General features: G+C 69.5%; 20 protein-coding genes. 15 read left to right on the forward strand and 5 right to left on the reverse strand.

Annotated elements, in window-relative coordinates; all coding sequences use genetic code 11:
- Nucleotides 1–9: 9 nt before the first annotated feature.
- Both ACG04Q_RS24680 and ACG04Q_RS24685 read right to left on the reverse strand, forming a co-directional pair.
- The gene (locus ACG04Q_RS24680; protein WP_394514366.1) at nt 10–1,356 is read right to left on the reverse strand and encodes a homoserine dehydrogenase; all 1,347 of its coding nucleotides are present in this window, start codon (nt 1,354–1,356) and stop codon (nt 10–12) included.
- 24 nt (nt 1,357–1,380) lie between these two features.
- Entirely contained in the window at nt 1,381–2,607 is a 1,227-nt protein-coding gene (locus ACG04Q_RS24685; RefSeq protein WP_394514368.1) for a pyridoxal phosphate-dependent aminotransferase, read from the reverse strand.
- 121 nt (nt 2,608–2,728) lie between these two features.
- On the opposite strand from ACG04Q_RS24685, the gene ACG04Q_RS24690 reads away from it, so the two are divergent.
- The 3 genes from ACG04Q_RS24690 (at nt 2,729) to ACG04Q_RS24700 (ending at nt 5,565) form a co-directional block, all read left to right on the forward strand.
- Nucleotides 2,729–3,103, forward strand: coding sequence for an Mth938-like domain-containing protein (locus tag ACG04Q_RS24690; protein WP_394514370.1), 375 nt, complete (start codon nt 2,729–2,731; stop codon nt 3,101–3,103).
- A 141-nt stretch (nt 3,104–3,244) separates the two neighbouring features.
- The gene (locus ACG04Q_RS24695) at nt 3,245–3,724 is read left to right on the forward strand and encodes a peroxiredoxin (RefSeq protein ID WP_394514372.1); all 480 of its coding nucleotides are present in this window, start codon (nt 3,245–3,247) and stop codon (nt 3,722–3,724) included.
- A gap of 176 nt (nt 3,725–3,900) precedes the next feature.
- Nucleotides 3,901–5,565, forward strand: a complete 1,665-nt coding sequence (locus ACG04Q_RS24700; RefSeq protein WP_394514375.1) for a PhoH family protein — start codon at nt 3,901–3,903, stop codon at nt 5,563–5,565.
- A 48-nt stretch (nt 5,566–5,613) separates the two neighbouring features.
- Here the strand turns inward: ACG04Q_RS24700 and ACG04Q_RS24705 are convergent, their stop codons facing one another.
- Complete coding sequence (locus ACG04Q_RS24705) at nt 5,614–6,039, reverse strand: YidB family protein (protein ID WP_394514377.1); 426 nt, start codon at nt 6,037–6,039, stop codon at nt 5,614–5,616.
- A gap of 127 nt (nt 6,040–6,166) precedes the next feature.
- On the opposite strand from ACG04Q_RS24705, the gene ACG04Q_RS24710 reads away from it, so the two are divergent.
- Nucleotides 6,167–7,147 carry an aldo/keto reductase gene (locus tag ACG04Q_RS24710; RefSeq protein WP_394514379.1) on the forward strand — a complete coding sequence of 327 codons (981 nt, stop codon included), beginning with the start codon at nt 6,167–6,169 and terminating at the stop codon, nt 7,145–7,147.
- 41 nt (nt 7,148–7,188) lie between these two features.
- Here the strand turns inward: ACG04Q_RS24710 and ACG04Q_RS24715 are convergent, their stop codons facing one another.
- Nucleotides 7,189–8,571: a patatin-like phospholipase family protein gene (locus ACG04Q_RS24715; RefSeq protein WP_394514381.1), complete on the reverse strand. Its 1,383-nt coding sequence runs from the start codon at nt 8,569–8,571 to the stop codon at nt 7,189–7,191.
- A gap of 79 nt (nt 8,572–8,650) precedes the next feature.
- On the opposite strand from ACG04Q_RS24715, the gene ACG04Q_RS24720 reads away from it, so the two are divergent.
- The 5 genes from ACG04Q_RS24720 to ACG04Q_RS24740 all read left to right on the forward strand — a co-directional run bounded on the left by ACG04Q_RS24720 (nt 8,651) and on the right by ACG04Q_RS24740 (nt 13,713).
- A complete protein-coding gene (locus tag ACG04Q_RS24720; protein ID WP_394514383.1) occupies nt 8,651–9,859 on the forward strand; it encodes a DNA polymerase Y family protein in 1,209 nt (402 codons plus the stop codon).
- Nucleotides 9,859–12,168 (forward strand): ATP-dependent DNA helicase, encoded by a 2,310-nt coding sequence (locus ACG04Q_RS24725; protein WP_394514385.1) that lies wholly within the window; start codon nt 9,859–9,861, stop codon nt 12,166–12,168. The genes ACG04Q_RS24720 and ACG04Q_RS24725 overlap by 1 nt, the downstream gene beginning before the upstream one ends.
- Before the next feature lie 119 nt (nt 12,169–12,287).
- A complete protein-coding gene (locus ACG04Q_RS24730; RefSeq protein ID WP_394514387.1) occupies nt 12,288–12,929 on the forward strand; it encodes a CAP domain-containing protein in 642 nt (213 codons plus the stop codon).
- Nucleotides 12,930–12,991: 62 nt separating this feature from the next.
- A complete protein-coding gene (locus tag ACG04Q_RS24735) occupies nt 12,992–13,369 on the forward strand; it encodes a VOC family protein (RefSeq protein WP_394514389.1) in 378 nt (125 codons plus the stop codon).
- Nucleotides 13,366–13,713 carry a hypothetical protein gene (locus ACG04Q_RS24740; RefSeq protein ID WP_394514391.1) on the forward strand — a complete coding sequence of 116 codons (348 nt, stop codon included), beginning with the start codon at nt 13,366–13,368 and terminating at the stop codon, nt 13,711–13,713. Before ACG04Q_RS24735 ends, ACG04Q_RS24740 begins: the two co-directional genes overlap by 4 nt.
- Nucleotides 13,714–13,729: 16 nt before the next feature.
- Here ACG04Q_RS24740 and ACG04Q_RS24745 read toward each other — a convergent pair whose 3' ends face one another.
- Complete coding sequence (locus ACG04Q_RS24745) at nt 13,730–14,830, reverse strand: phospholipase A (RefSeq protein WP_394514393.1); 1,101 nt, start codon at nt 14,828–14,830, stop codon at nt 13,730–13,732.
- Nucleotides 14,831–15,262: 432 nt separating this feature from the next.
- Between ACG04Q_RS24745 and ACG04Q_RS24750 the strand changes: the two genes are divergently transcribed.
- The 6 genes from ACG04Q_RS24750 to ACG04Q_RS24775 all read left to right on the forward strand — a co-directional run bounded on the left by ACG04Q_RS24750 (nt 15,263) and on the right by ACG04Q_RS24775 (nt 20,439).
- Entirely contained in the window at nt 15,263–16,039 is a 777-nt protein-coding gene (locus ACG04Q_RS24750) for a tetratricopeptide repeat protein (RefSeq protein ID WP_394514396.1), read from the forward strand.
- A 34-nt stretch (nt 16,040–16,073) separates the two neighbouring features.
- Entirely contained in the window at nt 16,074–16,991 is a 918-nt protein-coding gene (locus ACG04Q_RS24755; protein WP_394514398.1) for a LysR substrate-binding domain-containing protein, read from the forward strand.
- Nucleotides 16,992–17,059: 68 nt separating this feature from the next.
- On the forward strand, nt 17,060–18,214 hold the full coding sequence (locus ACG04Q_RS24760) for an alpha-hydroxy acid oxidase (RefSeq protein ID WP_394514400.1): 1,155 nt from the start codon (nt 17,060–17,062) through the stop codon (nt 18,212–18,214).
- A gap of 334 nt (nt 18,215–18,548) precedes the next feature.
- A complete protein-coding gene (locus ACG04Q_RS24765) occupies nt 18,549–19,652 on the forward strand; it encodes a C1 family peptidase (protein WP_394514402.1) in 1,104 nt (367 codons plus the stop codon).
- A 13-nt stretch (nt 19,653–19,665) separates the two neighbouring features.
- Nucleotides 19,666–20,118 (forward strand): hypothetical protein, encoded by a 453-nt coding sequence (locus ACG04Q_RS24770; protein WP_394514404.1) that lies wholly within the window; start codon nt 19,666–19,668, stop codon nt 20,116–20,118.
- Nucleotides 20,119–20,124: 6 nt separating this feature from the next.
- Nucleotides 20,125–20,439: a protease inhibitor I42 family protein gene (locus ACG04Q_RS24775; RefSeq protein ID WP_394514406.1), complete on the forward strand. Its 315-nt coding sequence runs from the start codon at nt 20,125–20,127 to the stop codon at nt 20,437–20,439.
- Nucleotides 20,440–20,567: the final 128 nt, after the last annotated feature.

Raw genomic sequence — 20,567 nt, forward strand, 5'->3', positions numbered from 1 at the left:
TGTCCGGCCTCAGGCCAGTTCTTCCTTGCGCAGCTTGACGATGGGGGCCAGCACGGTCGGCAGGCCCTGCATCTTGGCCAGCGCCTCGTTCATGCGGCCTTCGGACGTGTCGTGCGTCAGGATGATGAGGTCGGTCTGGCGCTCGCCTTCCGCCGACTCGCGCTGCAGCACGGCGTCGATGGAGATGTCGTGCTCTGCCAGGATGGTGGTGATGCGCGACAGCACGCCGGCCTGGTCGGCGACGACCAGGCGCAGGTAGAAGGCCGTCTGGACGTCGGCCATGGGCAGCACCGGCGTGTCGCTCATCGCATCGGGCTGGAAGGCCAGGTGCGGCACGCGGTGGTCGGGGTCGGCGGTGGCCAGGCGGGTCACGTCGACGAGGTCGGCGACGACGGCCGACGCGGTCGGCTCGGCGCCGGCACCCTTGCCGTAGTACAGCGTCGTGCCGACGGCGTCGGCCTGCACGACGACGGCGTTCATCGCGCCCTCGACGTTGGCGATGAGGCGGGTAGCCGGGATCAGCGTCGGGTGCACGCGCAGCTCGATGCCCTGCGCGCCGTCAGGTGTGCTTCCCGAGGACGCACGGCGGCGCGTGATGCCCAGCAGCTTGATGCGGTAGCCCAGTTGCTCGGCGTACTTGATGTCTGTCGCCTGCAGGCTGCTGATGCCCTCGACATGGGCCTTGTCGAACTGCACCGGCACGCCGAACGCGATGGCGCTCATGATGGTCAGCTTGTGGGCGGCATCGACGCCTTCGATGTCGAAGGTCGGGTCGCTCTCGGCATAGCCCAGGCGCTGGGCCTCCTTCAGCACGGTGGCGAAGTCCAGGCCCTTGCCACGCATCTCCGACAGGATGAAGTTGGTCGTGCCATTGATGATGCCGGCGATCCACTCGATGCGGTTGGCCGTCAGGCCTTCGCGCAGCGCCTTGATGATGGGAATGCCCCCGGCCACGGCCGCCTCGAACGCGACGACGACGCCCTTCTCCCGCGCGGCTTCGAAGATCTCCGTGCCGTGCAGCGCCAGCAGCGCCTTGTTGGCGGTGACGACATGCTTGCCATTGGCAATCGCCTGCAGCACCAGCGTGCGTGCCGGCTCGATGCCGCCGATCAGCTCGACGACGATGTCGATGGCCGGGTTGTTGACCAGCTCCTGCGCTTCGCCCGTGCACGGGACGCCGTCGCCGACGATGGCCTGGTAGGCCTTGGCGCGCTCCGCATTGCGGGCCGCAACCATCGCCACTTCGATGCCTCGGCCAGCGCGGCCACGAATCTCGGTCTGGTTGCGCTGCAGGACGTTGAAGGTGCCGGCACCGACGGTGCCGAGGCCGATCAGGCCGACTTGGATGGGCTTCATTGCAGGGCTCTCAGGACGGGGAAATCAGGCGGAATGGCGGCGGCGGTAGCCGGCCAGGAAACGGTCGATGCGGCCGACGGCCTCGCGCAGGTCGTCGACGTTGGGCAGGAAGACGAGGCGGAAGTGGTCGTGCTCCGGCCAGTTGAAGCCGGTGCCCTGGACGATCAGCACCTTCTCTTCGGCCAGCAGCTCGTAGGCGAACTGCTGGTCGTCTGCGATGGGGTACATCTTGGGGTCCAGACGCGGGAACATGTACAGAGCCGCCTTGGGCTTGACGACGCTGACGCCCGGGATCTGCGTCAGCAGTTCGTAGGCCAGGTCGCGCTGGCGGCACAGCCGACCGGTGGGCGCGACGAGGTCGTCGATGCTCTGGTAGCCGCCTAAAGCGGTCTGGATCGCCAGCTGACCCGGCGTGTTGGAGCACAGGCGCAGCGAGGCCAGCATGTTCAGGCCCTCGATGTAGTCGCGGGCATGGCGCTTCTCGCCGCTGACAACCATCCAGCCGGCGCGGTAGCCGCAGGAGCGATAGTTCTTGGACAGGCCGTTGAAGGTCACGAACAGCACGTCGTCGGCCAGCGCGGCCATGCTGGTGTGCGTGTTGCCGTCGTACAGCGTCTTGTCGTAGATCTCGTCGGCAAAGATGACGAGCTGATGCCGGCGAGCGAGCTCGATGATGCCCAGCAGCAGGTCGTTCGGGTACAGCGCGCCGGTCGGGTTGTTCGGGTTGCAGACCATGATGCCGCGCGTGCGCGGGCTGATCTTGCTCTCGATGTCCGCCAGGTCGGGCAGCCAGCCGGCACCTTCGTCGCAACGGTAATGCACCGGGCGGCCGCCGGACAGGCCGACGACGGCCGTATAGAGCGGGAAGTCCGGCGAGGGAATCAGGATCTCGTCGCCGTCGTTGACCAGCGCATTGATGGCCATCTGGATCAACTCGGATGCGCCGTTGCCCAGGTAGACGTCGTCCACCGTCACGCCCTTGACGCCCTTCTGCTGCGTGTAGTGCACCACCGCCTTGCGCGGCGCGAACAGGCCCTTGCTGTCGGTGTAGCCGCCGGCGTCGCCGAGGTTGCGGATCATGTCCTGCACGATCTCATCCGGCGGCGTCAGGCCGAACACGGCCGTGTTGCCGATGTTCAGCTTGATGATCTTCTGGCCCTCCTCCTCCATCTGCCGCGCCTTGTCGAGCACCGGGCCGCGGATGTCATAGCTGACGCTGGCGAGCTTGCTGGACTTGGCGATGGGCTTCAAAAGGGGGCTCCGACGCAGCCTGGGCTGCAATGCAAGGGGAACCCCGAAGTTTAAGGTGCCAGGCATGCCGCCTGCCGTTCTGGGCGACACTCGCGGCCGGCTTTCTGCCCTCAGTTCTCCGATGAAGTTCCAGCTCGACGAGCCGCAAGGCGGCAACAGCATTTCCCGCCACGACACCCAGGGCGTCTGGGTGAATGGCAAGCCCCATACGGCCAGTGTTCTCGTCCCGTGGAAGGGCGGCGTGCAGCCCTGGGCGCCTTCGCGCTTCGAGGAACTTCAGCCCGCGCATTTCGAAGCAATCAAGGCACTGAATCCCGAACTGGTCGTCTTCGGCAGCGGTGCGAAACTGCGCTTCCCGAGCCCGGCGTTGTGGCGCGGGCTGGCTGAGGCCCGGATCGGCTTCGAGGTGATGGACATTGCCGCCGCCTGCCGCACCTACAACGTGCTGGCCAGCGAAGGTCGCAACGTGCTGGCAGCCCTGCTGATCGAGGGATGACCTCCGGCCGCCGAGCGTAGGCGAGGCCTTATAATGAGTGGCTATTGCCTGCGGGCGCCCGCGTAGATTGCTTCCGTGAAGGGCTTCACGGACCGATTCACGAACCGGGGACCCCGCGAGCACAACTTGCCGCACCCCCCAATGACGCCTGCGCTCAACAAACCCCTGCCGGAAATTGAGGCTCAAGCCACCGGCGGCGTGAAGTTCACCGCCAACGCCTTCCTGGGCAAGTCGGTCGTGCTGTACTTCTACCCGAAGGACAACACGCCGGGTTGTACCACCGAAGCGATGCAATTCCGTGATCGCCACAAGGACTTCGTGAAGGCCGGCGCCGTCGTGTTCGGCGTGTCGCGCGACAACATGGCCTCGCACGACAAGTTCAAGCAGGCGCTGGAACTGCCGTTCGAGCTGATTGCCGACACGGAAGAAAAGCTGTGCCACATGTTCGGCGTGGTCAAGAACAAGATCATGTACGGCAAGAAGGTCAAGGGCATCGAGCGCTCGACCTTCCTGATCGCCCCGAACGGCATCCTGGTGGGCGAGTGGCGCGGCATCAAGGTCGCCGGCCATGTCGACGAGGTGCTGAAGGCCGTCAAGGGCCTGAAGAAGGAAGCTGCGTAAACGGCCGTCCGACGCGTTGTTCGCCGACATCGCGGGCACCCGCGGGATGTGCATAATCAGCTCATGCCCCGGGTCGCATCCATGTCTCAGATCAAGAAGCCGCACTCATCCTGTGCGGCTTTTTGCTTTCTGGAGCCTGGTGAGCGTGGGGTTCACTTGACGCCGACACGCCGTACATGCCACTGCCCAAGCCTCCTGCACAACGCGCCAGCCGCCTCGATGCCACCGCTTACTCGGCCACTCTGACCCCCAGCAAATCCCGTGCGGCCCCCAAGGCCGCGCCTGCCGTTGCCCCGGTTGTGGCGGCCGCGGCCCCGACAGCCGAAGTGCTGCGCCTCCCCACCCCCGCCGCGCCGGCCGCCAAGCCCGCCCTGCCAACCAAGTCGGCCAGCAAAGCGCCGGCCAAGGCCGCCGCGCCCAAACGCACGCGCAAGCCGGCCGAGGCCGCCAAGCTGTTCGTGCTGGACACCAACGTGCTGATGCACGACCCGATGTCGCTGTTCCGCTTCGAGGAGCACGACGTCTACCTGCCCATGATCACGCTCGAGGAGCTGGACGGGCACAAGAAGGGCATGACCGAGGTCGCCCGCAACGTGCGCCAGGTCAGCCGTGAGCTGGACCAGCTCGCCGCCAGCCTGAAGAGCAGCTCCATCGAGGAAATGGCCAAGGGCCTGCCGCTGGCCGGCACCGGCCACCGCGAGGCCGAGGGCAAGCTGTTCTTCCAGACGCAACTGATCGACACGCCGCTGCCGCAAGGCCTGCCGCAGGGCAAGGCGGACAACCAGATCCTCGGCGTCGTGCAGGCGCTGAAGAACCTGCACCCGGACCGCGAAGTCGTGCTGGTGTCCAAGGACATCAACATGCGCATCAAGGCCCGCGCTTTGGGCCTGCCCGCGGAGGACTACCGCAACGACAAGACGCTGGAAGACTCCGACCTCCTCTACACCGGCGTGCAGGCCCTGCCCTCGGACTTCTGGGAGCGCCATGGCAAGACCATGGAGAGCTGGCAGCAGGGCAACACGACGTTCTACCGGATCTCCGGCCCGCTGGTACCCACGCTGCTGGTGAACGAGCTGGTTTACCTGGAAGCACCCGGCGCGACGCCGCTGTACGCCAAGGTCACCGAGATCACCGGCAAGACGGCGGTGCTGAAGACGCTGAAGGACTACGGTCACCAGAAGCATGCCGTCTGGGGCGTGACCGCGCGCAACCGCGAGCAGAACTTCGCGCTGAACCTGCTGATGGACCCGGACTGCGACTTCATCACGCTGACCGGCACCGCCGGCACCGGCAAGACGCTGATGACGCTGGCCGCCGCGCTGGCGCAGGTGTTCGACGAGCGCCGCTACAGCGAGATCATCGTGACCCGCGTCACGGTGCCGGTGGGTGAGGACATCGGCTTCCTGCCGGGCACCGAGGAAGAGAAGATGGGCCCGTGGATGGGCGCTTTGGACGACAACCTGGAAGTGCTGGCCAAGGGCGGCTCTTCCGCCGGCGAGTGGGGTCGTGCGGCCACCAACGACCTGGTGCGCAGCAAGATCAAGATCAAGAGCCTGAACTTCATGCGCGGGCGCACGTTCCTGAACAAGTTCGTCATCATCGACGAGGCCCAGAACCTGACGCCCAAGCAGATGAAGACGCTGATCACGCGTGCCGGCCCCGGCACCAAGATCGTCTGCCTGGGCAACCTGGCGCAGATTGACACGCCCTACCTGACCGAGGGCAGTTCGGGCCTGACGTTCGCGGTGGACCGCTTCAAGGGCTGGGCCCACAGCGGTCACGTCACGCTGGCGCGCGGCGAGCGTTCACGGCTGGCCGACTTCGCTTCCGAGGTGCTGTAACACCGCTCGGCGTGCCCCGGCGGCCCCGTCACAGGGGCCGCTTGCTTTTCAGCGGTTCAACAGCCCGCCCAGCATGCCGGCGATATCACCCAGGCCACCGGCCGGCAGTTGGCCATTGGGCGTCAGCCGATCGACGATCTGCGGCAGCCACTGGCTCAGTTGCTCGCCCGCCTCGGCAGGCGACACGCCGGCCTGCTGCGCGAGCTGACCCAGCAAGCCGCCGGCGCCCCCCAGGACGCCGTCCAGCTGGCCTCCCGACACCGGCAGATTGGCACCGGTCGAGATCCAGCTCTGCACCTGCTCGCCCAGGCCGCCCGCCTGCAGCTGCTGCAGCACCCCGGCCAGCCCGCCCTGCACCGAGCCGTTGGCCAGCAGTCCCGTGACGAGCGCCGCCCAGTCGGGCTGGCCGCCAGGCTGGCCAGGGTTGCCCAGCGCCTGCGTCGCCGCGCCCAGCACTTGATCCAGAAGTCCCATCGTGATCTCCAGTGAAATGACCCGTCGGCCAGTCTAGACCCCACGCCGTGACGGGAGAAGCTTGAGGCGGCACCCGATTGTGAGCGCTATCAATGACAATGGCACCGCCAACTCATCCGACCCCATCATGCTCTACCGCCCCCTCGGCCGCACCGGCTTGAACGTCTCTGCAATCAGTTTCGGCGCCTGGGCCATCGGCGGCACCTGGGGCGACACGGACGACACGGCCGCGATGGCCGCGCTGCACCGCGCGCTGGACCGCGGCGTGAACTTCTTCGACACGGCCGACGTCTACGGCGACGGCCACAGCGAGCGCCTGCTGGCCCGGTTGCGCCAGGAGCGGTCGAGGGACCCGTTCGTTGTGGCCACCAAGGCCGGGCGGCGCCTGAACCCGCACGTGGCCGAGGGCTACCGCGACCTGCGCCCCTTCATCGAGCGCAGCCTGCAGAACCTGGGCACCGACACGATCGAACTGCTGCAGCTGCACTGCCCGCCCACGGCCGTCTACACGATGCCCGAGGTCTTCGGCGCGCTGGACGACCTCGTCAAGGCCGGCAAGCTGCGCCACTACGGCGTCAGCGTCGAGCGCATCGACGAGGCGATGGCCGCGATCAAGTTCCCCGGCGTGCAGTCGGTGCAGATCATCTTCAACCTGTTCCGCCAGCGGCCGGCGGAGGTGTTCCTGCCCGCCGCCCAGGCGGCCCAGGTGGGCGTGCTGGCGCGGCTGCCGCTGTCCAGCGGCATGCTGTCGGGCAAGTTCACGCGCGACAGCAAGTTCGGCGCGGATGACCACCGCGGCTTCAACCGACAGGGTGAGGCCTTTGACAAGGGCGAGACCTTCTCGGGCGTGGACTACGAGCAGGGTCTGGCCGCCGTCGAGGAACTGCGCCGGCTGCTGCCCGAGGGCGTCAGCATGGCGAAGCTGGCGCTGCGCTGGATCCTGATGAACGAGGCCGTCTCGGCGGCCATCCCCGGCGGCCGCACGCCGGCGCAGGTGGACGAGAACGTCAGCGCCGCTGACCTCGCCGCGCTGCCCGCGCCGCTGATGGACGCGCTGGCGGACCTGTACCGGCGCCGCATCGCGCCGCAGGTGCACGGGCTGTGGTGAGGGCCCGCCAACCGCGTGGCAATGGGTCGCGTTCGCAGGCCCTACTCGCCGCGCCGCATCGCCGCTGAAAAGCGGTTGACGACCGCGTCCGCCGCTGCGGCCTGACGCCCCGCGGCGATGAGCCGGTCGATCTGCTCGGCCGGCAGCTTTAGCCGCGTCGGGATGGCGTTCAGCGCCGCCTCCTCGGCATCGGGCAGGTCGGCGAAGCTGATCTGCGTCACCTCGAAGCGGATGTCCTCGCAGCGCCAGTCGGGGTTCAGCGTCAGCATCGCGGCCTTGCGCTCGGCGGGCAGCGAGCAGCGGTAGGTCACGATGTCGCGCTCCCAGGCGCGCACCATGGGCACGAAGTAGGCGTAGCTCATACGCATCGTGCTTTCGATGGCCGTGTCCACCGCCGCGGTCGCGATGTCCACGCCCGACGGCCCGGTGACCTGCCGGCTCCAGTCGCCGCTGGGGCCCTGACCGGCGTCGACGACGATGAACAGCAGGCGCCGCATCGTCACCGCATCCCGCTCGGTGATGGGGCCGTAGGGCGTGTTCATCAGCACGCGGCTCTGCAGGATGCTGACCAGCCCCAGGTTGTCAGTCACGCCGCCGTCCACCAGCTTCAGGTAACGGCCGGCCTGCGGGTCGCGGAACTCCTTCAGCGCGCGCTGCAGCGCCAGGCGCAGGCGGTACTGGTCGTCGCGCTGCGCACCGCGGTTCACCGGTGCGCCCTGCAGCGGCGTGCGGCAGGCCTCGGGAAACTTCTCCAGCACGACGGGTGCGAAGAACAGCGGCACGGCCATGGAGGCGGCCACCGCCTCGGAGACCGGGAAGCTGGCCAGGTCGCTGCAGATCGCGTCGAACGCCCGCTCGTGGAACGGAAAGGCCAGCCGGTATTGCGTGTTGCTGGCGTTGATCCAGACGACCGGGCGCTGGTGGCGGTACATGTCGGCGAAGGTGGCGCCCTTGAAGACGTCCTTCTCCAGCCAGTCGCTGAAGTTGCTGCGATCGTTCAGCCCGCCGGCGAACAGCCGCATCAGGTTGGTGGGGTTCAGCAGGCTGAAGCGCAGGCCGGCCTCGCCGTCGCGCATCAGCACCTTGTCGCGGAACTCGCGCATGCCCTCGGCGCCATGCAGGCCGAAATAGCCCGCCGTCAGCGAGCCGCCCGACACGCTGGTGATGAAGCTGACCTCGTCGAGCAGGCTGCGCCCGCGCACGGACGGCTGCTCGCGCAGACCCTCCAGCACACCGTGCGCGAACGCCGCCGCGCGCAGGCCGCCACCGGAGAAGCTCAGCGCCACGGACACGTCGGAGTCCAGCGCGCCGGACACGCGCTGCTGCGGCTGGGCCACGGCGGGCTTGTTGCGGGGCGGGTTCATGGGCGTGCCGGCGCAGGCGGCCAGCAGCGCGCAAGCAAGGAACAACAGCGCGGTGCGCATCGGGCGTCTCGGTCGTGGAGTCGGCGCATTCTGACCACCCTGCCAGAAACTGTCTTTATTCCCAGTGACAATCCGGGCCATGCTGTTGCCCGACCGGTGGATCGCCCACCTCGACATGGATGCCTTCTATGCGTCCGTCGAGCTGCTGCGCTATCCGCAGCTGAAGGGCCAGGCCGTCGTCATCGGCGGGCGCCGGGCGGACGCGCCGCAGCAGCTGGAGGACGGCTCCTGGCGTTACGCCAGGCTGCGTGACTACACCGGCCGCGGCGTCGTCACCACCAGCACCTACGCGGCGCGCGACCTCGGCGTGTTCTCGGCGATGGGGCTGATGAAGGCCGCGCTGCGGGCGCCCGACGCCGTGCTGCTGCCAGCCGACTTCGACAGCTATCGCACCTACTCGCGCCTCTTCAAGGCCGCCGTGGCCGAGGTCGCGCCGGTCATCGAGGACCGCGGCATCGACGAGATCTACATCGACCTCACCGACGTGCCCGGCGTGCGCGACGCGGTGGGCCACGACCCGCTGGGCGGCGTGAAGGCCGTGGCGCGCGAGATCAAGAACTCGGTGGGCCGCGCGACCGGGCTGACCTGCTCCATCGGCATCACGCCCAACAAGCTGCTCAGCAAGATCGCCAGCGAGCTGGACAAGCCCGACGGCATCACGGTGCTGACGATGGACGACCTGCCCACCCGCATCTGGCCGCTGGCCGTGCGCAAGATCAACGGCATCGGTCCCAAGGCCGGCGACAAGCTCGTCAAGCTCGGGCTGGAGACGGTGGGCGACGTCGCTGCGGCGGACCCGCGCTGGCTCATCGAGCAGTTCGGCGAGAGCTACGGCGCCTGGCTGCACAACGCTTCACACGGGCGCGACAGCCGGCCGGTGGTCACCTACAGCGAGCCCGTCTCCATCAGCCGCGAGACCACGTTCGAACGTGACCTGAGCGCACGGCATGACAAGGCACTGCTGGGGAGAATCATGGACGAGCTGTGCGACAGCCTCGCACGCGACCTCGCCCGCAAGCGCTACGCGGGCAAGACGGTGGGCATCAAGCTGCGCTTCGAGGGTTTCGTGACCGTCACGCGCGATCAGACGCTCAAGGCACCCGTCAGCAGCGCCGCCGACATCCGCCACGCGGTGGGCCTGTGCCTGAAGCGCGTCAAGTTCGACAAGCGGCTGCGGCTGATGGGCGTGCGCATCGGCAACCTCGTGCATGCCAGCGAGGTGCCGCCGCCCACGGCAGCCATCGAGCGCGTGAAGGAACCGCAACGCGAGAACCTGTCGCTCTTCTGATGGCTGACTGGACCTACACCGTCTCCGTCCGCAGCCTGTGCGAGTTCACCGCCAAGCGCGGCAGCCTGGACCGGCGCTTCACGCCGTCCGCCACGGCACTGGAAGGCCAGGCCATGCAACTGGCCGTGCTGGCGCGGCGCTCGCCCGGCTACGAGATCGAGCTGCCGCTGGAAGCCGTGCACGGCCACCTGCGCGTGCGCGGTCGGGCCGACGGGTTTGAAGCGGACGTGAACCGGCTGGAGGAGATCAAGACCATCCGCGGCCCGGTCGACCTCATCCCCGAGAACCGCCGCGCGTTGCACTGGGCGCAGCTGGAGACCTACGGCGCGCTCATCGCCGCGGACCGCGGCCTGGCCGAGCTGGAGCTGGCCCTCGTCTACGTGGATGCCGACACGCAGCACGAGACGGTGCTGCGCGACAAGTTCACCGCCGCCGCGCTGCAGGCCGCGTTCGAGGCGCGCTGCGCGCAGTTCGAGGCCTGGGCCGCGCAGGAGGCCGCGCACCGCAGCGCGCGCGACGCCAGCCTCTCCGCCCTGCCCTTCCCGCTCGGCGAGCTGCGCCCGGGCCAGCGCCTGCTGGCCGAGGCCGTCTACCGCGTGGCCGCCAACGGCCGCCACCTGCTGGCGCAGGCGCCCACCGGCATCGGCAAGACGCTGGGCACGCTGTACCCGCTGCTGCGCGCCATGCCCGGCCAGCGGCTCGACAAGATCGGCTACATGACCTGCAAGGGCACCGGCCGCATCACCGCGCTGGAGGCACTGGACGCGCTGCGGGAAGCCGCGCCCACCAAGTCGCTGCGCGTGCTGACGCTGGTGGCCAAGGAGCAGGCCTGCGAGCACCCCACCAAGGCCTGCCACGGCGACGCCTGCCCGCTGGCCCACGGCTTCTACGACGCGCTGCCCGCCGCCCGCGCCGAAGCCGTGCAGGCCGGCTGGCTGGACGCGCCCACGCAGCGCCGCATCGCGCTCAGGCACGGCGTCTGCCCCTACTACCTGGGCCAGGAGCTGCTGCGCTGGGCCGACGTCGTCGTCGGCGACGTGCACCACGCCTTCGACCCCCACGGCCAGCTCTACGGCCTCGCGCAGGCGCAGGGCTGGAAGCTCGCGCTGCTGGTGGACGAGGCGCACAACCTCGTCGACCGGGCGCGCGACATGTACAGCACCAGCCTCAGCCTCGACCGCGTTCGCAGCGCCGTGGCTGACGCGCCCAAGGTGCTGCAGCCGCCGCTGCGCCGGCTGGCGCGCGAGCTGGCAACGCTGGCCCGCGCGCAGCCGGCCGACTATCAGCCGCTGAAGACCATTCCCGACGACCTGGCCGAGGCGCTGCAGCGCGTCAACACGGCGCTGGGCGAGCACGTGCAGAACCACCCGCTCGAAGTGGGCCCGCTGCTGGAGTTCTACTTCGATGTGCTGGGTCTGCAGCGCCTGCTGGACCGGCTGGACACGCACTCGCTGTGTGACCTGCAGCGCAGCGCCGCCACGCGCCAGCCGTCGCCGCTGGACGCCCCCGTCAACCTCTCGCTGCTGGAAGACGACGACGGCACGACCGACGTGCTGCTGTCGGTGCGCAACATCGTGCCCGGCTTCTTCCTGAAGGAGCGCTTCGAGGGGCTGCACAGCGTCACGCTGTTCTCCGCCACGCTGGGCCCGGCCGACTACCCGCGCGACCTGCTGGGCCTGCCCGACAGCACCGCCTGGATCGACGTGCCCGCGCCCTTCCCGCCCGAGCACCTGACCGTGCGCGTGGCGCCGCTGTCCACGCGCTACGAGCACCGCCAGGCGTCGCTGAACGCGCTGGTGGACGTCATCGCCACGCAGTTCGCTGAAGCGCCGGGCAACTACCTCGCCTTCTTCAGCAGCTTCGACTACCTGGAACAGGCGTCGCAGCGGCTGGCGCTGCGCCACCCGCACGTGCCGCAGTGGAGCCAGGCCCGCGCGATGGGCGAGGCGGCGCGGCGCGGCTTCCTGGACCGCTTCGTCGAGGGCGGCCTGGGCGTCGGCTTCGCCGTGCTGGGCGGCGCCTTCGCCGAGGGCGTTGACCTGCCCGGCACGCGCCTCATCGGCGCCTTCATCGCCACGCTGGGCCTGCCGCCGGTGTCGCCGCTGCAGGATCAGTTCCGCGAGCGGCTGGACGCCATGTTCGGCGCCGACCACGGCTACGCCGACCTCGTGCCCGGCCTGCAAAAGGTCGTGCAGGCCGCCGGCCGCGTGCTGCGCTCGGCGGACGACAAGGGCTACGTCTGGCTGCTGGACCAGCGCTTTCGCCGGCCCGACGTGCGCGCGCTGCTGCCGGCGTGGTGGCAGATCTGAGACGGATGCCTCACGGCGCGTGGCCGGCCGCGCCCAGTTGTGTGGGGATGTTGCTGCCGGTCCCCGCGCGCTGCACCCGGTAACCGGCCCCCCGGCGCGCCGTGCGACGCTGCGCGCCCATGCGTTCACTCCGTCACTTCGGCACCGCGCCGCTCACCGTCTTCCCGCTGGCCCTTCTGCTCACCGCCTGTGGCGGCGGGGGCAGCACCACCGGCAGTACCAACGGCGGTACGTCGGCCGCATCGCCGGCCGCACCAGCCCCCTCGTCACCGGCCACCGCTTCACCGGCGCCTGCGACGCCCGTGGCTGCCGGCACCCGCACCGGCTGCAACCTGCCGGGCTTCCAGGCCGACATGCTGGCGGCCGTCAACGCCTACCGGCGCAAGGGCGCCACCTGCGGCGCCAACGGCAGCTTCCCCGCTGCGCCCGACCTGGTCTGGAACGCGGCACTCACGCAGGCCGCCGTCGCGCACAGCGACGACATGGTGGCCGGCAACTTCTTCAGCCACACCGGCAGCAACGGCAGCACCGTGGGCACCCGCGTCACGGCCGCCGGCTACGCCTGGCGCGGCGTTGGCGAGAACATCGCCGCCGGCCAGGGCACGGTCACCGCGGTGGTGGACGGCTGGATGAAAAGCGACGGCCACTGCGCCAACCTGATGAACGCCGCCTACCGCGACATCGGCGTGGCCTGCGTGGCGGGCAACGCCAACACCAGCTACCGCACCTACTGGACGCAGGACTTCGGCACGCCACGCTGAGCGCCTGCCGCCAGCCGCGGCAGCGGGTACGCTTGCGCGTCAACCCACCCGCAGGAGCTTTCATGAAACGCGTCACCGGCCTCGGCGGCATCTTCTTCAAGGCCAGGGACCCCCAGGCCTTGGGCGACTGGTACCGCCGGCACCTGGGGCTGGATGTCAGCGAATGGGGCGGCGCCGTGTTCCGCTGGGCGGACGACAGCCCCACCGGCACGACGATCTGGAGCCCGTTCAAGCAGGACACGGCCTACATGGCGCCCAGCACCGCGCCGTTCATGATCAACTTCCGCGTGGCCGACCTGCACGCGCTGCTGGCGGCGCTGCGGACCGAAGGCTGCGACGTGCAGGACAAGGTGGACGAGTCCGAGTACGGCAAGTTCGGTTGGGTGATGGACCCCGAGGGCAACAAGGTCGAGCTGTGGGAACCGCCGGTTGATCGATGAAACCCTTGTATCCCGACGGCCGCCAGAGCGGCCTGCCGATGTTCCGTGCCGACGCCAGCGTGATCGGTACGGCGCTGCGCATCATCGTCATCGCCATGCTGGCCACGCTGGCATGGTGGACTGCGGCAGCGGGCTTCGAAATCAATGAGGCCGCTGGGTTTGCGCAAAGGCATTGCACCGGGCGCGGGACGCTGTTGTGCGAACTGGGAAACCTGCTGGCCCGTCAGGTCCCGCCGTCTTCGGCGGGCGCCGTGGATCGTGCGCTGCGCCTGGCCTTCTTCGTGCTCCTGCTGCTCCTCAGCGCTGCGCTGCTGAAGCCCTTGCTGCCCCGGCGCCGCGCCTGAGGCCTGAGGCCGCCGCTCAGAACTGCAGGAAACTGAACCCCGCCCCCACGCTGGTCTGCCTGAAGTTGTAGTCCGTCAGCGTCTCGCCATAGCCACGGAACACCTGCACATACCAGCGCAGCCCGTTCGGCTGATCGCTGAACACCGGGTAGGTCCACTCGAACTGCAGCGCCCCGTACTTGGCGTCCTTCAACGTCGTCCGATAGAGCAACTGCGCCGTGTGCTTCTGGTGCGCCCAGTTGATCTGGAACTCGCCGCGGCCGCGGTAGCCGACGAGGTCGGGGTTGTTGTCGGTATCCGCGCCCTCTTTGAGCCGGCGCAGGAAACGCGTGACCACCGACCAGTCCCCGCGCTCAAAGCCGGCAGCGACGTTGACGCGGTTCCAGCTGCGTGAAAGCGGGTCAGACTGGCCATTGGACTGGTGCGTGAGGCTGAACTGCGCGTAGCGCCACTGCCAGTCGAGAGGCAGCCTGCGCCAGCGCTCGGGTGTGGGCACCACGTAGAGCAACTCGGGCTCGTAGTCGCTGTTGCGAAAGGGCTTGGAGTCCTTGCCATTCCAGATCTGCCATGTCGCCTGCTGCGTGAACGCGGCCCACAGGTCGGCGCCCGGCAGCAACACGTCCTGAGCGAGCTTGGTGCGCAGCGACAGCTGGAACTTGGCCTCCTCGCGCTTGTAGTTCGGCAGCTCCACGACGGGCTGGTTGGGCGACTGCGGTGCGCGATTGATCCGGCTGGTGATGTGCAGCGGCAGCACGTAGTTGGCCCGGTAGCCGACGAAGTTGAAGACACCGCGCTTGTCCTCGGGCTCCAGTTCCCAGTAGCGCGACATCAGGCTGCGCGACGGCTCGGGCTCGTGCGACACCGAGACGGCATCGCCTCTGGGTGCCAGCAACGACGAAGAGGCGGGCGCCGGCGCGCCTGCGGCGGGACTCCCGGCATACGCGGGCGGTGCCGCCGGGGCGGGCGCACGACCCATGGCCTTGTCATAGCAGGCGAGGCGGTCGGCAGCCGCACCGATCTCCGCGCAGCGCTCCAGCGCCGACGGCGTCGATGGCTGCGCGGCCAGCGGCGGCGTCAACACGAGCCACAACGCGCCACAGGGGCACAGCAAGCGCATTGAAACTCTCCCTCATGTCCGTGGGCCGCCGGCCGGGTGGCCAGCGCGCTGAGCGGCAGTCTAGGGAGGGGCTCGACAGGTGTCTGACAGCGCCCAGCCCCTACGCTTGTAGGCCTGGAGGACATCGACGGGCTCACGCCCCCCGAAGCCCCGCGCCGGCCGCAGCCGCTTCGGCGGCCTGCCTGCCAAGAGCTCGGGAAGTCGCGTTGGCGACGTGTGGGCGTCAGGCACTGAAAAACTCATCACGTTGAGCGCTTGGGAGGGCCGCCAGCTGCGACGCAGACGATGAAGTGCGCAAAAGCGTGCACTTTTTCACGCTGAAGCGCGAACAGCGGAGCAACAAGCGCCCGCGGTCGCGGCGCCCGCCCGGGGCCAGGTCATGCGCTTGACCGAGAATCTAGGGATACCACCGCGCCACTGGTTTGCTACCGGATGAACTCCCGAGATCCCGGCTTCGGCCCCACCCTGCAGCTGAAGTCCCTCACCACGCCGCCCGTCAACCCGTTGCAGCAGGGAATGGGGTTGTTCCATGCCGCATCGCCCGACTACAAGCGGGCCGTGGGCTGGTTCCGAGCCGCAGCCGAAGGCGGAGACCGGGACGGACTGGCCATGCTGGGCCTGTGCCAGCTCGAAGGCCTGGGCATGCCGGCCGACCCCGTGCAGGCGCGCGCGCTGCTGGAAAAGGCGGCGGCCAAGGGCAGCGCCATCGGGCGATTCCAGTTCGGTCGCGTGCTGATGACGGGCCGCGGCGGCCCTGCGGACGAGGGCCGGGGCCTGTCGGCCTACATCGCCGCGGCGGCGGTGGGCCATGCCGAGGCCACCTTCAACCTGGCCAACTGCCTGTATGCCGGCGTGGGCTGCGTGCCGGACCGCCTGGCTGCCAAGGCGCTGTACCTGCGCTCTCGCACGCTGGGATGCGCGCTGCGCCCGCAGGGCGTGCGCGTGCAGCAGCGCGAGCTGAAGGCCGTGCGCGCGCTGGCGCAGCGCTTTGCCGACCCCAACCGGCTCGTCTTCCTGATCCAGGAGCGCCAGCAGGAATTGCTGCTGGTGCAGGCCGTCGCCAAGCCGCGCCCGCGCCCGGACCGCAACGCCGGCAAGACCCAGCCCTGGCTGCTGGCCGCCGGCGTCATGGCTGCGATGGCCGGCACGCTGGGCCAGTACCTGCGCCCGCCGTCGCGCGACGCCGGCCCCACGACGCTGACCTTCTGACGCCGCGGCCACGGGCCCTGGCTACGATGGCGCCATGCCCCAGCGCCCCATCCGCCTGCCGTCGCTCGACGCGCTGCTCGCCTTCGACGCGGTGGCCCGCTGCGGCAGCTTCGAGGCCGCCGCCGCCAAGCTCGCACTGAGCGCCAGTGCCGTCGCCAAGCGCGTGGCCGGGCTGGAGGAGCGGCTGGACCAGCCGCTGTTCGTGCGCCAGCCGCCGCGCGGCCTGGCGCTGACGCCCGCCGGCCACGAGTACCTGCCCCAGGTGCGCCAGGCGCTGGCGCTGCTGCAGGCCATGCCGCTGCACCAGCGTGCCGGGCCGCGCCGCGAGCGGCTGCGCGTCAGCTCCACGCCGACGTTCGCACGCCAGCTCATCGTGCCGGCGCTGCCCGGCTTCACGGCCGCCCAGCCGGACGTGGAGGTGGAGCTGACGTTGTCGGTACCGCTGCTGGCCGAGGGCGATGCCGGCGCCGACGTCGAGATCCGCCACGGCGCCGTGCCGGGCGACATCACCGCCGCGCAGGTGCTGCTGCACGACCGCCTGACGCCGCTGGCCTCGCCCGCGCTGCTTGCCGGCCATGCGCCGCTGCAGACCCCGGCCGACCTGCTCGCGCTGCCGCTGCTGCGCACGCCGCTGCAGCCCTGGGCGCCGTGGCTGCGCGCCGCGGGGCTGGCCGATGCCGCCGAGCCCGACGACGGCCCGCGACTGGTCGACCTGGGCCTGGTGCTGGCGGCCGCGCTGGCGGGCCAGGGCGTGGCGCTGGCGCGGCTGAGCCTGGCGCGCCACGAACTGGCCGAGGGCCGGCTGGTGCAGCCGTTCGCGCTGACGGTGCCGGCCGAGCGGCACTACGGGCTGCTCATCCACCGCCCCAGCCCGGCGGCCGAGGCCTTCGCGGCCTGGCTGCAGCAGCACTGCCGCGCGCTGGACGCGGAAAACTCTTCCGCCGGCGCCTGAGGTTTTTTCCGGCGCCGCGCCGGCGCGCCCGGCCTAGCATCTCGGCCTCGTTCACGAAGCCCGCCGCCATGCCCGTCATCACCTGCGTCGAAGACCTGCGCCAACTCGCCGAGAAACGCGTGCCGCGCATGTTCTACGACTACGCCGACTCCGGCTCGTGGACCGAAACCACCTACCGCGCCAACGAGACCGACTTCCGGGCCATCAAGCTGCGCCAGCGCGTGGCCGTCAACATGGAAGGCCGCAGCACGGCCGTGAAGATGATCGGCCAGAACGCGAAGATGCCCGTGGCCATCGCGCCCGTGGGCCTGACCGGCATGCAGCACGCCGACGGCGAGATCCACGCGGCCCGCGCGGCCGAGAAGTTCGGCATCCCGTTCACGCTGAGCACGATGAGCATCTGCTCCATCGAGGACATCGCCGAGAACACGTCGGCGCCGTTCTGGTTCCAGCTCTACATGATGCGCGACCGCGACGCGATGGCCCGCATGATCGAGCGCGCCCGCGCCGCCAAGTGCTCGGCGCTGGTGCTGACGCTGGACCTGCAGGTCATCGGCCAGCGCCACAAGGACCTGAAGAACGGCCTCACCGCGCCGCCGCGGCCGACGCTGAGGAACATCCTCAACCTGGCCACCAAGCCGCGCTGGGTGCTGGGCATGGCCGGCACGCGCCGCCACACCTTCCGCAACCTCGTGGGCCATGTGAAGGGCGTCAGCGACATGCGCTCGCTGTCGGCGTGGACCAACGAGCAGTTCGACCCGCGCCTGTCCTGGGCCGACGTCGCCTGGGTCAAGGAGAAGTGGGGCGGCAAGCTGATCCTGAAGGGCATCATGGAAGTCGAGGACGCGCTGCTGGCCGTGCAGGCCGGTGCCGACGCCATCGTCGTCAGCAACCACGGCGGGCGCCAGCTCGACGGCGCACCCAGCAGCATCCACGCGCTGCCCGCCATCGTGGCCGCCGTGGGCAGCCAGATCGAGGTCTGGATGGACGGCGGCATCCGCGCCGGCCAGGACGTGCTGAAGGCCTGGGCGCTGGGTGCGCGCGGCACGATGGTGGGCCGCGCGATGGTCTACGGCCTGGGCGCGATGGGCGAGGCCGGCGTCACCAAGATGCTGCAGATGCTGCACAAGGAGCTGGACGTGACGATGGCCTTCTGCGGCCACACGCAGCTGACGAACGTCACGCGCGACATCCTGAAGCCGGGCACCTACCCCACGGCCTGAGCAGCTCGCGCATACACGCGGTTGGCGTCAGCGTGTCGGGCACGTCCCCGGCGTGAGTGACGCGACGGAAGGATTCCCGTACACGGCCTCGCCGGCCCGGGTTTCAACCCCCTATGCCGTGCACGTCCCGCGGCCTGATGAACCGCAGTCGATTGCAGCGCGCGTTCACCTCAATCGTGTGGATCGAACCGCCCCCGGCTCCCACCGCTTGTGGATGGTGTCGCGGTGGCCGCAGGCCCACGATGCGGCCGCGCCGGGAGCGGGTCCTCCGGCGCGGCACCGCAAGAGGAGTTCGCCTCGGCAGCGCTCGTAGTCGACCCGCGGGAGACATCCCATGGCACTCGAAAAGATGGACGCCGCCGCGCTGCAAAGCGCAGTGGCACAGGCCGGTGAGAACTGGCAGGCCGGCATGACCAGCGTGTCCGAACTGCCCGACCAGGACAAGCGACTGCGCCTCGGCGCCATGCCGCCGGGCGGCGAGGCCGAACTGGTGAACCGCGAACGTGCGGCGGCGGCCAACCGCGACGCGGCGATGGCCACGTCGGAGGCCGGCGCGCCGGCGGCCTACGACCTGCGCAACGTGGGCGGCAAGAACTTCATCACGCCGGTCAAGGACCAAGGCGGCTGCGGCTCCTGCGTGGCCTTCGGCAGCGCGGCCACCGTGGAGGGCACGTTCCGCGTGCAGCGCAACGACCCGGCGCTGGCCGTGGACTTCTCCGAGGCGCACCTGTTCTATTGCATCGCGCGCGCCCAGGGCCGCAACTGCGGCAACGGCTGGTGGTGCGACAAGGGACTGGACGCGTTCAAGACCGACGGCGTCGTCGACGAGGCCTGCTACCCCTACACGGCCGGCGACCAGAACTGCAGCAACCGCTGCGCCGACTGGCAGAACCGTCTCACGAAGATCAGCGGCTGGCACCAGATCAACAGCGTCGCCGACATGAAGACCTGGCTGTCCACGCGCGGCCCGCTGTCCGCCGCGTTCACGGTCTACAACGACTTCTTCTCGTACAAGAGCGGCGTCTACAAGCATGTCAGCGGCGCCGTGGCGGGCGGGCACTGCGTGAGCGTCATCGGCTACAACGACGCGGGTGGCTACTGGATCTGCAAGAACAGCTGGGGCCCCGGCTGGGGCGCCAGCGGCTTCTTCAACATCGCCTACGGCCAGTGCGGCATCGACGCGCAGATGTGGGCCGTGGACGGCGTGCTGGAGACCGGCTGGCTGAATGGCCGCAAGGTGCAGGGCCTGTGGGCCATCGACCAGGACCGCAACGCCTGGGCGTATCTGGACGGTGGCATCGGCTGGCGGCGCATCGCGTTCGACAACGACAACATCTTCATCGACCTGCTGACGCTGCTGTCCAGCGCCAAGCTGACCAAGAGCGCGGTGAACGTCTACCAGGAAGGTGGCGTCATCAAGCAGGTCTACGTGTTCTGAACGGGAGGCCACCATGAGCAACGACTGTGGCTGCGGCGGCAAGAAGGCTGCCGCCGGCGGCGGCGACATGCCGACGCACGAACCTCCTGCCAACCAGCAAACCTCCGAAGGAAGCACCATGAGCGACCAAGCCCCCACCCTGCTCCCGCCCCAGGCGTCCAGTTCCGGCAGCGACGCCGCCGCGTCGACCGGCGCGCCGACGCTGACACCCGAAACGGCCAATGCGTCGGACGGCGGCCTCACGGCCTGGAACAACGGCAAGCGCGTCTCGGCGCTGTGGGCCATGAACCAGAACCGCAACTCCTGGGTCTATGTCACCGGCGTCGGCTGGAAGAAGCTGGCCAACAACTCCGACAGCGCCATCGTCGCGCTGACCCTGCTCGGCGCGCACGCCAAGCAGACGCAGACCAACTACAACTACCGCGACGAAGCGGATGGCATGATCCACGAGACCTACGTCTGGTAGACCGCCATGGCCCAACATCTGCTGACCCCCGCGCAACACGGCAGCGCCCTGCGCGCGGCCGTGGGCGACGACGTCCTGCTGCGGCTCCCGGAGAACCCGACCACGGGCTATCGCTGGGCGTTCTCGCTGCCGGCCGGCCTGAGCCAGGTGGCGGATGACTACGCCGCCGCCGGCAGCGCGCCCGGCGGCGGCGGTGAACGGGTGCTGCACCTGCGCGCCGCGGCGCCGGGGCAGCACGTCGTCACCGCCGTGCTGAGCCGCGCTTGGGACACCGGCGCTGCGCCGCACGGCAGTTTCTCGGCGACCGTCGAGGTCGGCTAGCTGTGAAGCTTCAATAGGTTGTATCCGGTGTTCATCCGGGTTGGGTTTGAGAGACTGGAAGTCGCCAAACACCCAATCCACAAGAGCCCGGAGTCCGGATGAACAGCCATAAGCATGCCCGATTGACG

It is taken from the genome of Pelomonas lactea (assembly GCF_043555885.1).
Lineage (GTDB): Bacteria > Pseudomonadota > Gammaproteobacteria > Burkholderiales > Burkholderiaceae_C > Pelomonas > Pelomonas lactea.

What these genes read in the sequence shown, in the direction of transcription:
- ACG04Q_RS24745 (WP_394514393.1), bottom strand. Translation starts at nt 14,830, where the DNA reads ATGCGCTTGCTGTGCCCCTGTGGCGCGTTGTGGCTCGTGTTGACGCCG.
- ACG04Q_RS24755 (WP_394514398.1), top strand. Translation starts at nt 16,074, where the DNA reads ATGCCCCAGCGCCCCATCCGCCTGCCGTCGCTCGACGCGCTGCTCGCC.
- ACG04Q_RS24705 (WP_394514377.1), bottom strand. Translation starts at nt 6,039, where the DNA reads ATGGGACTTCTGGATCAAGTGCTGGGCGCGGCGACGCAGGCGCTGGGC.
- ACG04Q_RS24740 (WP_394514391.1), top strand. Translation starts at nt 13,366, where the DNA reads ATGAAACCCTTGTATCCCGACGGCCGCCAGAGCGGCCTGCCGATGTTC.
- ACG04Q_RS24695 (WP_394514372.1), top strand. Translation starts at nt 3,245, where the DNA reads ATGACGCCTGCGCTCAACAAACCCCTGCCGGAAATTGAGGCTCAAGCC.
- ACG04Q_RS24730 (WP_394514387.1), top strand. Translation starts at nt 12,288, where the DNA reads ATGCGTTCACTCCGTCACTTCGGCACCGCGCCGCTCACCGTCTTCCCG.
- ACG04Q_RS24775 (WP_394514406.1), top strand. Translation starts at nt 20,125, where the DNA reads ATGGCCCAACATCTGCTGACCCCCGCGCAACACGGCAGCGCCCTGCGC.
- ACG04Q_RS24715 (WP_394514381.1), bottom strand. Translation starts at nt 8,571, where the DNA reads ATGCGCACCGCGCTGTTGTTCCTTGCTTGCGCGCTGCTGGCCGCCTGC.
- ACG04Q_RS24750 (WP_394514396.1), top strand. Translation starts at nt 15,263, where the DNA reads ATGAACTCCCGAGATCCCGGCTTCGGCCCCACCCTGCAGCTGAAGTCC.
- ACG04Q_RS24770 (WP_394514404.1), top strand. Translation starts at nt 19,666, where the DNA reads ATGAGCAACGACTGTGGCTGCGGCGGCAAGAAGGCTGCCGCCGGCGGC.
- ACG04Q_RS24720 (WP_394514383.1), top strand. Translation starts at nt 8,651, where the DNA reads ATGCTGTTGCCCGACCGGTGGATCGCCCACCTCGACATGGATGCCTTC.
- ACG04Q_RS24690 (WP_394514370.1), top strand. Translation starts at nt 2,729, where the DNA reads ATGAAGTTCCAGCTCGACGAGCCGCAAGGCGGCAACAGCATTTCCCGC.
- ACG04Q_RS24735 (WP_394514389.1), top strand. Translation starts at nt 12,992, where the DNA reads ATGAAACGCGTCACCGGCCTCGGCGGCATCTTCTTCAAGGCCAGGGAC.
- ACG04Q_RS24710 (WP_394514379.1), top strand. Translation starts at nt 6,167, where the DNA reads ATGCTCTACCGCCCCCTCGGCCGCACCGGCTTGAACGTCTCTGCAATC.
- ACG04Q_RS24765 (WP_394514402.1), top strand. Translation starts at nt 18,549, where the DNA reads ATGGCACTCGAAAAGATGGACGCCGCCGCGCTGCAAAGCGCAGTGGCA.
- ACG04Q_RS24700 (WP_394514375.1), top strand. Translation starts at nt 3,901, where the DNA reads ATGCCACTGCCCAAGCCTCCTGCACAACGCGCCAGCCGCCTCGATGCC.
- ACG04Q_RS24760 (WP_394514400.1), top strand. Translation starts at nt 17,060, where the DNA reads ATGCCCGTCATCACCTGCGTCGAAGACCTGCGCCAACTCGCCGAGAAA.
- ACG04Q_RS24725 (WP_394514385.1), top strand. Translation starts at nt 9,859, where the DNA reads ATGGCTGACTGGACCTACACCGTCTCCGTCCGCAGCCTGTGCGAGTTC.
- ACG04Q_RS24680 (WP_394514366.1), bottom strand. Translation starts at nt 1,356, where the DNA reads ATGAAGCCCATCCAAGTCGGCCTGATCGGCCTCGGCACCGTCGGTGCC.